The 13584-nt window shown below is 68.0% G+C and carries 12 protein-coding genes and 2 pseudogenes; 9 read left to right on the plus strand and 5 right to left on the minus strand.

The window, feature by feature from the left end:
- The first annotated feature begins 3 nt into the window (after nucleotides 1-3).
- Nucleotides 4-1347 (plus strand): sensor histidine kinase, encoded by a 1344-nt coding sequence (locus AC1DYX_RS03755; protein WP_477256402.1) that lies wholly within the window; start codon nucleotides 4-6, stop codon nucleotides 1345-1347.
- On the opposite strand, the gene AC1DYX_RS03760 is transcribed toward AC1DYX_RS03755, so the two are convergent.
- Nucleotides 1344-2258, minus strand: a complete 915-nt coding sequence (locus tag AC1DYX_RS03760; protein WP_477256404.1) for a LysR family transcriptional regulator — start codon at nucleotides 2256-2258, stop codon at nucleotides 1344-1346. The genes AC1DYX_RS03755 and AC1DYX_RS03760 overlap by 4 nt on opposite strands.
- A 115-nt stretch (nucleotides 2259-2373) precedes the next feature.
- Between AC1DYX_RS03760 and AC1DYX_RS03765 the strand changes: the two genes are divergently transcribed.
- Entirely contained in the window at nucleotides 2374-3000 is a 627-nt protein-coding gene (locus AC1DYX_RS03765) for an FMN-dependent NADH-azoreductase (RefSeq protein WP_477256407.1), read from the plus strand.
- Between the two features lie 15 nt (nucleotides 3001-3015).
- Nucleotides 3016-3666 (plus strand): DsbA family protein, encoded by a 651-nt coding sequence (locus tag AC1DYX_RS03770; RefSeq protein ID WP_477256409.1) that lies wholly within the window; start codon nucleotides 3016-3018, stop codon nucleotides 3664-3666.
- 24 nt (nucleotides 3667-3690) lie between these two features.
- On the opposite strand, the gene AC1DYX_RS03775 is transcribed toward AC1DYX_RS03770, so the two are convergent.
- Entirely contained in the window at nucleotides 3691-3855 is a 165-nt protein-coding gene (locus AC1DYX_RS03775; protein ID WP_477256411.1) for a hypothetical protein, read from the minus strand.
- A gap of 132 nt (nucleotides 3856-3987) precedes the next feature.
- On the opposite strand from AC1DYX_RS03775, the gene rdgB reads away from it, so the two are divergent.
- The 6 genes and pseudogenes from rdgB (at nucleotide 3988) to AC1DYX_RS03805 (ending at nucleotide 7658) form a co-directional block, all read left to right on the plus strand.
- Nucleotides 3988-4581, plus strand: a complete 594-nt coding sequence (gene rdgB, locus AC1DYX_RS03780; protein ID WP_477256413.1) for an RdgB/HAM1 family non-canonical purine NTP pyrophosphatase — start codon at nucleotides 3988-3990, stop codon at nucleotides 4579-4581.
- Nucleotides 4578-5810, plus strand: coding sequence for a radical SAM family heme chaperone HemW (hemW, locus tag AC1DYX_RS03785; protein ID WP_477256415.1), 1233 nt, complete (start codon nucleotides 4578-4580; stop codon nucleotides 5808-5810). The genes rdgB and hemW overlap by 4 nt, the downstream gene beginning before the upstream one ends.
- Nucleotides 5811-5937: 127 nt before the next feature.
- Nucleotides 5938-6453 (plus strand): annotated as a pseudogene (locus tag AC1DYX_RS03790) (transglutaminase-like domain-containing protein); the annotation flags it as partial.
- 10 nt (nucleotides 6454-6463) lie between these two features.
- Nucleotides 6464-6856: pseudogene (locus AC1DYX_RS03795) on the plus strand (VOC family protein).
- A 100-nt stretch (nucleotides 6857-6956) separates the two neighbouring features.
- The gene (locus tag AC1DYX_RS03800) at nucleotides 6957-7322 is read left to right on the plus strand and encodes a response regulator (RefSeq protein ID WP_477256418.1); all 366 of its coding nucleotides are present in this window, start codon (nucleotides 6957-6959) and stop codon (nucleotides 7320-7322) included.
- Nucleotides 7323-7367: 45 nt separating this feature from the next.
- Nucleotides 7368-7658, plus strand: coding sequence for a hypothetical protein (locus tag AC1DYX_RS03805; protein WP_477256420.1), 291 nt, complete (start codon nucleotides 7368-7370; stop codon nucleotides 7656-7658).
- A gap of 56 nt (nucleotides 7659-7714) precedes the next feature.
- Here AC1DYX_RS03805 and AC1DYX_RS03810 read toward each other — a convergent pair whose 3' ends face one another.
- From AC1DYX_RS03810 to AC1DYX_RS03820, 3 genes are all read right to left on the minus strand, one after another.
- Nucleotides 7715-8626 (minus strand): zinc-binding metallopeptidase family protein, encoded by a 912-nt coding sequence (locus tag AC1DYX_RS03810; RefSeq protein WP_477256422.1) that lies wholly within the window; start codon nucleotides 8624-8626, stop codon nucleotides 7715-7717.
- A 345-nt stretch (nucleotides 8627-8971) separates the two neighbouring features.
- Complete coding sequence (locus AC1DYX_RS03815; RefSeq protein WP_477256425.1) at nucleotides 8972-10390, minus strand: efflux transporter outer membrane subunit; 1419 nt, start codon at nucleotides 10388-10390, stop codon at nucleotides 8972-8974.
- A gap of 8 nt (nucleotides 10391-10398) precedes the next feature.
- The gene (locus tag AC1DYX_RS03820; protein ID WP_477256427.1) at nucleotides 10399-13554 is read right to left on the minus strand and encodes an efflux RND transporter permease subunit; all 3156 of its coding nucleotides are present in this window, start codon (nucleotides 13552-13554) and stop codon (nucleotides 10399-10401) included.
- Nucleotides 13555-13584: the final 30 nt, after the last annotated feature.

Here is a 13584-nt window from a genome sequence, read left to right on the forward strand (position 1 = left end):
GGCTTGCGCGGTTCGATCGCGTTCCGGCTTGCGGTCGGCTACGGCGTGCTCGTGGCCGCGTCGATGGCCGCGCTGTCCGTCATCGTCTACGTCGGCACCGTGGGCGTGTTCGAGCGTTCGATCGACAACAAGATCATGACGGTGCAGACGCACCTGGCCGACGCCTGGTCCGCCGGCGGCCGCGCCGGCCTCGTGCGCGAGATCGACGCCCAGCTGCACGACCTGATCGACACCGACACCGAAGTGGTGGGCCTCGTCGACGAGCGCAACCACGTCCTGTCCGGCAACGTGGGCCGCTGGAACGGCGACCTGCCGCCGTCCGGCGAACTGGCGTTCGGCCAGATGGAGCGCAACGGCACGCCGGTGTCCGTGCGCTTCGTCGCGACACGGCTCGACGACGGCAGCCGCCTGATCGTCGGGCGCGACCTGATCGAACTGGACGCCATCCGCACCGTCGTCGAGCGCGCGCTGCTGGTCAGCGCCGCCGTCTCGATCCTGCTCGCGTTCTTCGGTGCCCAGCTGTTCCGCTCGCGCCTGGAAGCGCGCATCGGCCGCATCCGCCGCACGACGGCGCGCATCGCGGCCGGTGAACTGTCCAGCCGCATCGTCGTGATGGGCAGCGACGAATTCGCGCGCCTCGGCGACGACATCAACCGCATGCTCGACCGCATCGAGGCGCTGATGGAGGGCGTACGCCACGTGTCGAACTCGATTGCGCACGACCTGCGCACGCCCCTGTCGCGCGTGCGTAGCCGCCTGGACCGCGCGCTGCAGGCCTCGGCCGATCCGCATGCGCTCGTGGCGGACGCGCGCCTGGCCATCGAGGACATCGACAGCGTCATCTCGCTGTTCGACAAGCTGCTGCAGATCGCTGCGCTGGAATCGGGCGTGCGCGCCGGCACGTTCGAAAAGCTCGACCTGGCCGCCATCGCACAGGACATGACGGAGCTGTACGAGGCGGCCGCCGAAGAGCAGGGCATCGCCCTGACGTTCAGCGGCGCGCCGACGACTATCCGCGGCGACCGCGACCTGCTGGCCAGTGCCCTGGCGAGCCTGATCGACAACGCCATCAAGTATGGCCGCAGCGGCGCCCGCGTCGAGGTGCGCGTCGAGACGGCGGACGGGGTGCCGGCGCTGGCGGTGCGCGACTACGGACCTGGCGTGCCGCCCGCCGACATGGACAAGATCACGCGCCGCTTCTACCGCGTGGACCAGAGCCGCAACCTGCCGGGCAACGGCCTGGGCCTGTCCATCGTCACCGCCATCACCCAGCTGCACGGCGGCACCCTGGAGCTGCGCCCGGCCGATCCCGGCTTCGAGGCGAGCATGGTGTTTCCGCAGGCTTAGCGCGGCAAGTCCCTGTCCCACGGCGCCACGTCGCCGCCGAAGCGCTCGGCCAGGAAATCGAGCAGCAACTGCAGGGCCAGCGGCCGGTGCCGGCGCGACAGATAGACCGCGTGGATGCCCAATGTCTCCGGTTCGTACGCCGGCAACAGCCGGACCAGTGCGCCCCGCCGCAGCGCGTCGCCGACGAAGTAGGTGGGCAGCATGCCCAGGCCCGCGCCGGACAGCACGGCACGGCGCAGCACGGCCGTCTCGTTCGTGAACAGGGTGCCCTTGACGAGCGCCTCGACGGTGGCGCCGGCGTGGCGGAACCGGTAGCACGTGCCGGCGCCGAAGGCGTGCGTGATGAAGCGGTGCGCCTGTAGATCGTCGATGGTGGCCGGCGCGCCGTGCCGCGCGATGTAATCCGGCGCTGCGCAGAGGACCGAATGGCAGCGCGCCAGCTGCCGCGCGACGACGGCCGGGTCGAGCGAATTGGTGAGCCGTACGGCGAGGTCGATGCGGTCCTCGACGAGGTCCACCGCCCGGTCCGCCACCAGCAGTTCGACCTGCACGCGCTCGTGGCGGCGCTGGAAATCCACGATGGCCGACGTCAGCTGCGCTTCCGCGAACGAGGACGACGTCGCCACGCGCAGCTTTCCTTCCGGTTCGCGGTTGCGGTGCCCGGCGACATGGCGCACGTCTTCCGCCAGTTCCAGCAACTGGCGGCACGACGCCAGCGCGGCGTCGCCGGCGTCGGTCAGGGTGATCCGGCGGGTGGTCCGGTGCAGCAGGCGCGCGCCCACCCAGTCTTCCATGGCGGCCAGGTAGCGGCTCACCATCGCCTGCGACATCTCCAGCCGGTCGGCAGCCTGCGTGAGGCTGCCGCGCTCGACGACTTCGATGAATACACGTGCGGCGGTCAGGCGGTCCATTTCATCGGATCATGCAAGAATAAATTTCAATTTCTGGAGTTTATCTACTTGATCGATGCAAATAAAGTGAATCGGTATCGCAACCTGTCGAAAACATTTTTAGCAACCGATCATTATGAACATTCTGCACATCGATTCCAGCATCCTGGGCGACGCGTCGGCGTCGCGCGTGCTGAGCGCCGCCATCGTCGCCGCACTGCTCGACACCGCACCGGATGCGACCATCGTCCAGCGCGACCTGGCCGCCGACCCGATTCCGCACCTGGACGGCGCCATCGCCGCGGGCTTCCGTCCGCTCGGCGGCGGCAACCCCGATGCCGCCACGCTGGCCGAACACGCCCGTTCGGAAGCGCTGGTGGGCGAACTGCTCGCCAGCGACGTCATCGTCATCGGCGCGCCGATGTACAACTTCTCGGTGCCCACGCAGCTCAAGGCCTGGATCGACCGGGTGGCGCAGCCCGGCCGCACGTTCAAGTACACGGCCACGGGGCCGGTGGGCCTGGCCGGCGGCAAGACGGTCATCGTCGCCTCGACGCGCGGCGGCATGTATTCGGCGGGGCCGGCGACGATGATGGATTACCAGGAAGACTACCTGAAGGCGATGTTCGGCTTCCTGGGCATCACCGACGTCCGCTTCGTCCGCGCCGAGCAGTTGTCCAGGGGCGCCGACGTCCGCAGCCAGGCGATGGAAGCCGCGCAGGCAGCCGTGTCCGGCGTCGTGAACCTGGCCGCCGCGGCCTGAACGCAGGGGGCATCCATGGAAAACGCAACGCTGCACTACATCCACGACCCGTTCTGCGGCTGGTGCTACGCGGCCGCGCCGCTGGTCAAGGCCGCGCGCGAGGTGATGCCGGTGCGGGCGCACGGCGGCGGCATGATGGCGGGCGCCCGGCGCCGGCCGGTGACGCCGCAGCTGCGCGCATACGTGATGCCGCACGACGAGCGCATCGCGCAACTGACCGGTCAGCCGTTCGGCGAGGCCTATTTCGAGGGCCTGCTGCGCGATACGTCGGCGGTGTTCGATTCCGCACCGCCGACTGCCGCCGTGCTGGCCGCCGACAAGCTGGCCGGTCGCGGGCTGGACATGCTCGCGCGCCTGCAGACGGCGCACTACGTGGAAGGCCGGCGCATTGCCGACCGCGACGTGCTCGTCGCCGTGGCGGGCGAGATCGGGCTGGACCCGTCCCGTTTCGCGCCGGCGCTGGACGACGCGCAGCACGACGTCGGGCCGCACATCGAGGCCACGCGCCGGCTGATGGCGCAACAAGGCATCGGCGGGTTCCCCGGCTTCGTGCTGGAACGCGACGGTACGTTCACGCCATTCGACGCGGCCGGATTCCTCGGCCGGCCGCAGGCAATGCGGGACTGGCTGGCGGCCGGATGCGGGCCGGACGGCTGTTCCATTTGATACGACGGAAGTCCGCTGGGCGGCTCAGCGCGCCGCCAGCGGACGCCGAACGGCGCGCCACAGGCCCAGCACCTGCACCGGCAGCAGCGGCAGGATGACGGTCGAGGCGAAGGCGATCAGCTTGACCAGGCCCCAGGCGGCCAGCAGAGGATGGCGGTCGGCGGCCTGGCGCAGTGTCATTGTTGTCATGGTTGTCTCCTGTTTATCGTTATGGTCGTGATGACAGGAAGCGGGCCATGTGGCCGCCACCGACGTGCGACGGGCTGCGCGTATCGCGGGATGAGCGGTAAAATAGCCAGCTTCCTCCAGACCGAGACAGCAATGACCCAACGCCTCATCCTTGCCTCCAACAACGCGGGCAAGCTCAAGGAATTCGCCGAACTGCTTGGCCCGATCGGCTTCGAACTGCACCCGCAGGGCGAATTCGGCGTGCCCGAAGCGGAAGAACCGTTCGGCACCTTCGTCGAGAACGCGCTGCAGAAGGCCCGCCACGCGGCGCGCCTCACCGGCCTGCCGGCGCTCGCCGACGATTCCGGCGTGTGCGTGAACGCCCTGGGCGGCGCGCCCGGCGTGGTTTCCGCGCGCTTTGCCGGCGAACCGAAGTCGGATGCGCGCAACAACGAAAAACTGGTCGCCGACCTGGCGGCCCATGCCGACAAGTCGGCCTATTACTACTGCGTGCTCGTGTACGTGCGCCATGCGGACGATCCGCAGCCCGTGATCGCGGACGGCGTCTGGCGCGGCCGGATCATCGATACGCCGCGCGGCGCCAACGGCTTCGGCTACGACCCGTACTTCCTGGTGCCGGAATTCGACCGCACGGCGGCCGAACTGGCGCCGCAGGAAAAGAACGCCGTCTCGCACCGCGGCCAGGCGCTGCGCGCGCTCGTCGACAAGCTCGGGAAACTGAAATGATTCCGATCAAGCCCGTCGGCCCGGCCACCGAGCCGAGATCGCCCGCCGCCGCGGCCCTGCAGTACCTGCAACCGGGCGTGCTGAACCTGGCGGCACTGCCGCCGCTGGCGCTGTACGTCCACTGGCCGTGGTGCGTGCGCAAATGCCCGTACTGCGACTTCAATTCGCACGAATCGAAAGAGCCGATTCCGGAAAGCGCCTACCTGGACGCGTTGCGCGCCGACCTGGAACAATCGCTGCCGCTGATCTGGGGCCGCAAGATCCACACGGTGTTCATCGGCGGCGGCACGCCGAGCCTGATGTCGGCGGCGGGGCTGGACCGGCTGATGTCGGACATCCGCACCTTGTTGCCGCTCGACCTCGACGCCGAGATCACGATGGAAGCGAATCCCGGCACGTTCGAAGCCGACAAATTCAAGGCCTTCCGCGCCAGCGGCATCAACCGCCTGTCGATCGGCATCCAGAGCTTCAACAGCAGGCATTTGCAGGCGCTGGGCCGCATCCACGACGCGGACGAGGCGATCAAGGCCGTGGAGATCGCCCAGGCGAACTTCGACAACTTCAACCTCGACCTGATGTACGCGCTGCCCGCGCAGACGCTGGCCGAGGCCACGGCGGACATCGACACCGCGCTGGGCTTCGCGCCACCGCATTTGTCGCTGTACCACCTGACGATGGAACCGAACACGGTGTTCGCGAAATATCCGCCCGCGCTGCCGGACGACGACGCGAGCGCGGACATCCAGGACATGATCCTCGAACGGACGGCCGCCGCCGGCTACGACCATTACGAGGTATCGGCCTATGCGCGGCCCGGCCATCGTGCGCGCCACAACCTGAACTACTGGCAGTTCGGCGACTACCTCGGCATCGGCGCCGGTGCGCATTCGAAGCTGTCGTTCCCGCACCGCGTGCTGCGCCAGGCGCGCTACAAGCAGCCGGCGTCGTTCATGGAGGCGGCAGGCAAGGGCAATGCCGTCGCCGAGGAACACGAGATCGGGCGCGCCGACATGGGTTTCGAATTCATGCTGAACGTGCTGCGTCTGACGGAGGGCTTCGATCCGAACCTGTTCGGCGAGCGCACCGGCATGTCGATCAACGCGATCGAGAAGGCGCTGAACGCGGCGGAAGCGAAAGGCCTCATCTACCGCGACTTCCGCGTGATCCGCCCGACGGCGCTGGGACAACGCTTCCTCAACGATCTGCAGGAGATGTTTCTGGCAGAATGATGCGCGGCGCTGCTATTCTATCAAGGTTGCACCGCCATCAACTTCTGCCGGAGACCCCATGCGGCGTTATCTTGCCGCCAGCACGTATATCGACTTCGACACGCCCTAGGTCCGCGCTTGCGCCCGCCGGCTGGCCGACAACGCCGCGTCCGAACTGGACGTCGTGCGTGCCTGTTTCGAATTCGTGCGCGACGAGATCCGCCACAGCTCGGATTTCGAGCTGAACCCCGTCACGTGCAAGGCGTCCGACGTGCTGCGCCACGGGACGGGCTACTGCTATGCGAAGAGCCACCTGCTGGCCGCGCTGCTGCGCGCGAACGGCATTCCGGCCGGGCTGTGCTACCAGCGCCTTTCCGTCGGCGCGGGCGGCGCGCCGTATTGCCTGCACGGCCTGAATGCCGTCCACCTGAAGGACTTCGGCTGGTACCGCATCGATGCGCGGGGCAACAAGCCCGGCATCGACGCGCGCTTCGCGCCGCCGGTGGAATATCTGGCGTTCGCCGTGCGCGAGCGGGAAGAGCGCATGCTGCCGGAGATCTGGGCCGAGCCGCTGCCCATCATCGTCGACGCGCTGGAACGCCACGCCACCTGGGACCAGGTGCTGGCCAACCTGCCGGACGTCGAATTGTTCATCCACCAATGAAAGGATATCCATGTTCAGTCACATCATGATCGGGTCGAACGACCTCGAGCGTTCCCGGCGTTTCTACGACGCCGTACTGGGCGTCCTCGGCGCGGGTGCGCCGTTCTCCAGCCAGGCGCCGTCCGGTCAGCAGCGCATGTTTTAGCGCCACGACGGCGGCGTGTTCTGCGTCACCGAGCCGATCGACGGCGCAGCCGCGACGTGCGCCAACGGCGCCACGATCGGCTTCAGGTGCGATTCGCCCGAGCAGGTTCATGCCTTCCACGATACGGCCGTCGCCCACGGCGGCATATCGATCGAGGGGCCGCCCGGGCCGCGCGACAGCAGCATGGGCCCGCTGTACCTGGCGTATGTGCGCGATCCTGACGGCCACAAGCTGTGCGCCGGCTACCGCCAGAAATAATCGACCAAGCGACCGCCGTGCGGAAACGTGCCGTGCGAATCCGGAACGTTGTGCTAAAGTACCTGACTTGCATGATTTTTAATGAAAGGCAGGCTGGCCGATGCCTCTTCCCGCGGCGCCGCGCATCCTGGTCGTCGATGACGAGGAAGCCATCACCTACGTGTTCGAACGCTACCTGAGCATGGCAGGCTATGACGTGTCCGTCGCCGACAACGGGCCCGACGCCGTGCGCGCCGGCGAGGCGGGCACGTTCGACCTGCTCATCACGGATTTCCGCATGCCCGGCATGAACGGCGTCGAGGTGATCCACGCGCTGCGCCGCCGGCAGCCCGGCCTGCCGGCGCTCGTCATCTCGGGCAATCCGATCGAGGCGGGCACGATGCCCGAGGGCGTGCGCKTCCTGTCCAAGCCCGTGTCGATGCCCGACCTGCTCGCCCTCATTCCCTCGCTTATCGCGCGCACATAGCGCAGGTGGTCCGGTACCTCCTGTCCGGTATCGTCTGACGGCCTGATGGTCACCATCCTCGGCTGCGCGCGCACGCGCCCGGCCGCCACGCCGTATGCCGCGGCGCTGTTCATCGTCGCGGGCTACTGGTTCACGGTGTCGTCGTCGTTCGCCAATCCCGTCCTCACGCTGGCGCGCGCCGCCACCGATACGTGCGCCGGCATCCGCCTCGCGGACGTGCCCGGGTACGTGCTGGCCCAGCTGGCCGGTGGGGCGGCCGCGACGGTCGTGTTCGGGTGGCTGTATCCGCGTGCACCGGCCGTCCAAGTGCCTATCTCTGTAGGCGCGAACAGGTAGGGTGGGCACGTCTCATTTGAGGCCCCCGGCCTCAAATGCCCACCCTACTCGCGGTCTCAGCCGCGCTGGCCGGCGGCCAGTACCGTCAGGGTGCGCGCCAGGCCGCTCACCACGCGCGCCATGCCGGCAAGGACGACTTTCTCGGGCGGATCGTCGGTGGCCGTGCCGTTCGCGTCGGTATCGGCCTGGCGGTAGGGAAAGCGGGTGAACGACGTGTCGGTGAGCACGAGGGCGGGCAGGCCGCCGCCGGGATGGTGCCAGGCGGCGCGGTCGGACAAGGTTACGCCCTGCATGTACGCCGGCGTGGCCAGGCCGCGTGCCGGCACGTCGGCCAGGCTCTGGAAAGCCGACAGCGCATCGCGCACCTGGCGCGACGACGCCAGGCTGCCGACGTAGGCGATGAAGCTGTCGGGACGCTCGCCTGGCACGTCCGCCAGCAGGCGCGCGACCTCGCCCAGACTCGCCCCGGCCGGCACGGCCACGCCGGGCTTCGGCGCCAGGAAGAACACGAACCGGATTTCCGTGCCGCGGCTGGGACGCACGTCCGCCAGCAGCCGCGCCAGTTCCAGCACGGCGGCCGCGCTGCCGGTCGCACCGGGATCGCCTGCGACAGCCCCGGGCGTGCCATCATAGCGGGCACCCACGATGAAGGTGCGCGCCGCTTTCGCGCCCGGCGCCACGTTGGCCAGCACGGCTTCGATGTTGCGACGGTCGCCGCCGCCGCGGTCCTGCACGGCATAGCCGGCCGTCTGCAGCACGCTGTCGATGTAGGCGGCGGCGGCGGCCCGGCGTGTGGCCGCGGTCTGGTCGGGGGGGCTGCTCGCGAGCGCCGTCACGTGCGCGCGCAGGCGCATGGACAGCGGCGGTTCCGGCATGGYGGCGCCAGGATTCACCGTCACCATGGCCAGCAGTACGAGCAGGACGATGGCGATGATGGATTTCCAATGAGAACGAAGAAAATGTCGCATGGCAAAGGGCGCGGCGCAAGGGGCGACCGTGCCGGACAGGCCGGGCTCGGCGCGCGTTGCGGACCTGGCGGACGCCGTCCGGCGACGGCTGCCGGGTCTGCCCGTGCATGCATGAAAAACCGGGGCCGGCCTGCGATTTCATGATACAGAAATCGCGGCCGGCCCCGGTCGAGAGTCATTGCAATGGTGCGCGGAAATGTTTCCGACGGCGCAAATGGTAGGGTGGGCACCCCTGTGCCCACGCGGACGCATGCGGTACGCGAACGTTACGCGTGGGCACGTTTCATTTGGGGCCCCCGGCCCCAAATGCCCACCCTACGGCGAGGTCGGAACGCGCCGGAAGAATCAGCGCGCTGCCGTCGCAGGGCCCGGCTCAGACCAGCCGCCACCGAGTACGCGGTACAGCGTGACCTGGTTCTGCAGGCGCAGCAGGTTGGCCTGGATGGCCTGCTGCTGGGCGGTGAACAGCGAGCGCTGGGCGTCCAGCAGGTCCAGGTAGCTCGCCGTGCCGCTGCGGTAGCGCAGGTCGGACAGGTTGAAGCGGTCCGTTTCCGCCGCCGCCACTGCTTGCTGGGCGCGCAGCTGTTCGCTGTACGTGGCCTGGCCGGCCAGCGCATCCGCCACTTCGCGGAACGCGGTCTGGATCGAGCGTTCGTACTGCGCCACGGCGATGTCGCGGCCGGCCTTCGCACTCTCGACGCCGGCGCGGCGCGCGCCGTAGTCGAAGATCGGCAGCAGGGCCTGCGGGGAGAACGTCCAGCCATACGTGCCGCTCTTGAACAGGCTAGAGAGCTCGTTGCTGGCGCTGCCCGCCGTCGCCGTCAGCGAGATGCGCGGGAAGTAGTTGGCCCGCGCGGCGCCGATGTTGGCGTTGGCCGCGATCAGCTGCTGCTCGGCGGCGCGGATGTCCGGGCGCGCGACCAGCAGATCGGACGGCAGCCCGGCCGGCAGGTCCGGCAGGTTCGTCGTCGCGAGCGTGGCGCCGGCCGGCAGGTTGTCGGGAATAGTCTGGCCGACCAGCAGGGTGAGCAGGTTCAGGTCCTGCGCGCGCTGGCGCTGGGCCTGGGCCAGCGTGGTGCGGGCCGTCTCGACGAGCGACACGRCCTGCTGCAGGTCGAGCTTCGAGGAGACGCCGTTCTCGAAGCGCAGCCGGGTCAGGCGCAGCGATTCCTCGCGCGTCCTGAGGGTCTGCTGTACGAGGGACAGCAGTTCCTCGTCGGCGAGGAACGTCAGATACGTGTTGGCGACCTGGGCGATGAGGCTGATCTGGACGGTCTTGCGCGCTTCCTCGGTGGCGAGGAATTGCGACAGCGCCGCCTGGCTCAGGTTGCGCACGCGGCCGAACAGGTCGATCTCGAACGCCGACATCGCGAAGCCGGCCTGGTACGTGGTGGTGACCGCATTGCCTTCGCCGCCCGTCGTCACGCGGTTTTCGTTGGCGACCGCGCTGACCGTYGGGAGCCGCGCCGCGCGCTGGATCTGGTACGCGGCGCGCGCCTGCTCGATGTTCAGGACGGACACGCGCAGGTCGCGGTTGTTGGCCAGGGCCAGCGTGATCAGCTGCTGCAGGCGCGGGTCGGTGAAGAAGCGCTGCCACGCGATGTTCGCGGGCGCCTCGTTCGCGACCGGGTTGCCGCTGCTGACCGTGCCTTCCACGGTCGGGAAGGCGCCCGCCACCGGCGCGGCCGGGCGTTCATACTTCGGCGCCAGGTTCATGCAACCGGTCAGCACGAGGGCCAGCACGAGAGGAGTAAGTCGTTTCATGTCGTCCATCAGATTGTCGAGTCGATGACAGTGGCGTCGTCTTCGTGCGCGTACTTCTTGCGCTGGCGTTCGCTGCCCTTGAAGAAGCTGCGGATGACGACGAAGAACACGGGCACGAAGAACACGCCGAGTGCCGTCGCCGTGATCATGCCGCCCATCACACCGGTACCGATCGCGCGCTGCGACGCGGCGCCGGCGCCGCTGGCGACCGCCAGCGGCAGCACGCCGAGGATGAACGCGAGCGAGGTCATGATGATCGGCCGGAAGCGCAGGTGCGCCGCCTGCAGCGCCGCTTCCATCGGCGACTTGCCCTGCGCCTGCAGGTCCTTCGCGAATTCGACGATCAGGATCGCGTTCTTCGCGGCCAGGCCGATGATGGTGATCAGGCCCACCTTGAAGTAGACGTCGTTGGACAGGCCGCGCGCCGATGCCGCCAGCAGCGAGCCGAGCACGCCCAGCGGCACGACCAGCAGCACCGCGACCGGGATCGACCAGCTCTCGTACAGCGCGGCGAGGGCCAGGAAGACGGCCAGCAGCGCGAAGCCGATCAGCACGAACACGGTCGAGCCGGCGAGGATCTCCTCGCGCGACTGGCCGGTCCATTCATACGCGAAGCCGGCCGGCAGCCTGGCCGCCAGGGCCTGCATCTCGTCCAGCGCCTGGCCGGTCGAGTAGCCCTTGGCGGCGTCGCCCGTGATGCTCATCGCGGAATAGCCGTTATAGCGCGTGGTCTGCATCGGACCCGTGATCCATTGCGTGGTCGCGAACGCGGACAGCGGCACCGGCTGGCCCTTCGTGTTCAGGGCGTTGATGCGCAGCAGGTCTTCCGGTTGCATGCGCTGCGGCGCGTCGGCCTGCACGATCACGCGCTGCAGGCGGCCGGCGTTCGGGAAGTCGTTCACGTATGCCGAACCGAGCGACGTCGACAGCGCCGTGTTGATGGCGCCGAACGTCACGCCCAGGGCCTGCGCCTTGTCGCGGTCGATGTTCAGCTTCAGTTGCGGCGCATCTTCCAGGCCTTCCGGACGGATGCCCGTCAGCACCTTGCTCTGCATCGCCATGCCCAGCAACTGGTTACGCGCCTGCAGCAGGGCGGCGTGGCCGAGGCCGCCGCGGTCCTGCAGGCGGAACGAGAAGCCCGTGCCGCGGCCCAGTTCCGGGATCGGCGGCGGGCTCACCACGAAGATGAACGAGTCGCGCAGCGCCCCCATATGCATCGTGATGCGCATGGCGAGGTCTTGCGCGCTCTGGCCCTGGCCCTTGCGCTCGTCCCACGACTTCAGCGGGATGAACGCCAGGCCCATGTTCTGGCCCTGGCCCGTGAACGAGAAGCCCGTCACGGCGACCATGTCGGCCACTTCCGGCTGCTTCAGCACATAGTCTTCCATCGCGTGCAGGACGACGTTGGTGCGTTCGGCGGTGGCGCCCGGCGGCAGCTGGATGTTGGCGATGATATAGCCCTGGTCCTCGTTCGGCAGGAACGAGTTCGGCAGGCGCGCGAACATCAGGGCGACGATGCCGATCAGGACCACGAACACGACCAGTGCGCGGCCGCTGCGGCGGAGGATCTTGCCGACCACGCCTTCATAGCGCCTGGCGCCCGTCGTGAAGGTGCGGTTGAACCAGCCGAAGAAGCCTTTTTTTTCCATATGGTGTCCCGCTTCCACCGGCTTGAGCAGGTGCGCGCACAGCGCCGGCGTGAGCGACAGCGCCATGAATGCGGAGAAGCCGATCGACGACACCATCACGATCGAGAACTGGCGGTAGATGTTGCCGACCGCGCCGGCGAAGAAGGCCAGCGGCACGAACACGGACATCAGCACGACCGTCACGCCGATGATGGCGCCCGAGATCTGGCCCATCGCCTTGCGCGTGGCCAGCAGCGGCGGCAGGCCTTCCTCGGACATGATGCGCTCGACGTTCTCCACCACCACGATGGCATCGTCGACGACGATACCGATCACGAGCACCATGCCGAACATGGTCAGCACGTTGATCGAGAAGCCCATCGCGAGCAGCGTGGCGAAGGCGCCCAGCAGGGCGACCGGGACGACGATGGTCGGGATGATCGTGTAGCGGATGTTCTGCAGGAACACGTACATCACGATGAACACGAGGATCACGGCCTCGATCAGGGTTTCCACCACCTGGCTGATCGAGATCTGGATGAATTTCGTGCTGTCGTAGGGAATCGAGTATTTCATGCCGGGCGGGAAGTACTTCTGCAACTGCTGCATGCGTTCCTTGATCAGGCGCGCGGTTTCCAGCGCATTACCGGTCGGTGACAGCTGCACGCCGATACCGGTCGACGGCTTGCCGTTCAGGCGCGTGGAAGTGGTATAGGCCTGGCCGCCGATCTCGATGCGGGCGACATCCTTCAGGCGCACGGTGGAGCCGTCCGGATTGGCGCGTAGCACGATGTTGCCGAACTGTTCGACGCTCGACAACTGGCCGGTGACGACGACGGTCGCCGAGATCTGCTGGCCCTTCGCGACCGGCAGGTCGCCGATCGTGCCGGACGCCACCTGGGCGTTCTGCTGGGCGATCGCGGCGCTGATGTCGGACGGCGACAGGTTGAAGCCGACCAGCTTGGCCGGGTCGATCCAGATGCGCATCGCCTTCTCGGTACCGAACAGCTGGGCCTGGCCGACGCCCTTGATCCGCTGGATCTCCGGCAGCACGTTGCGCGACGCGTAGTCGCCCAGCGCGATGGTGTCCCAGTTCGGGTCGTCGGACGACAGGATCGTGAACAGCAGGAAGTTCGAGCGGGCCTTGTCGACGCGCACACCCTGCTGGGTCACCGCGGCCGGCAGGCGCGGGGTCGCGCGGGCCAGGCGGTTCTGGACGTCGACCTGGGCCAGGTCGGGATTTGTGCCGGTCTCGAAGCTGATCGTGATGGAGCCGGTGCCGTTGGCCTGGCTGGTCGACTCCATGTAGATCATGCCCTGGGCACCGTTCATCTCGCGTTCGATCACGGAGATGACGGAATCCTCCAGCGTTTGTGCGGAGGCGCCGGGGTAGGCGACGCTGACGACGATCGACGGCGGCGCCACGGTGGGATATTGCGCGATCGGCAGCTGCTTGATGGCGACGCCGCCAAGCACCATGATGAATAGCGCGATCACCCAGGCAAAAATGGGGCGGTCAATAAAAAAACGTGCCATGGTGGTTCCTGTTTATCTAGCCTTGCCTTC

It is taken from the genome of Massilia sp. P2_C2 (assembly GCF_056404615.1).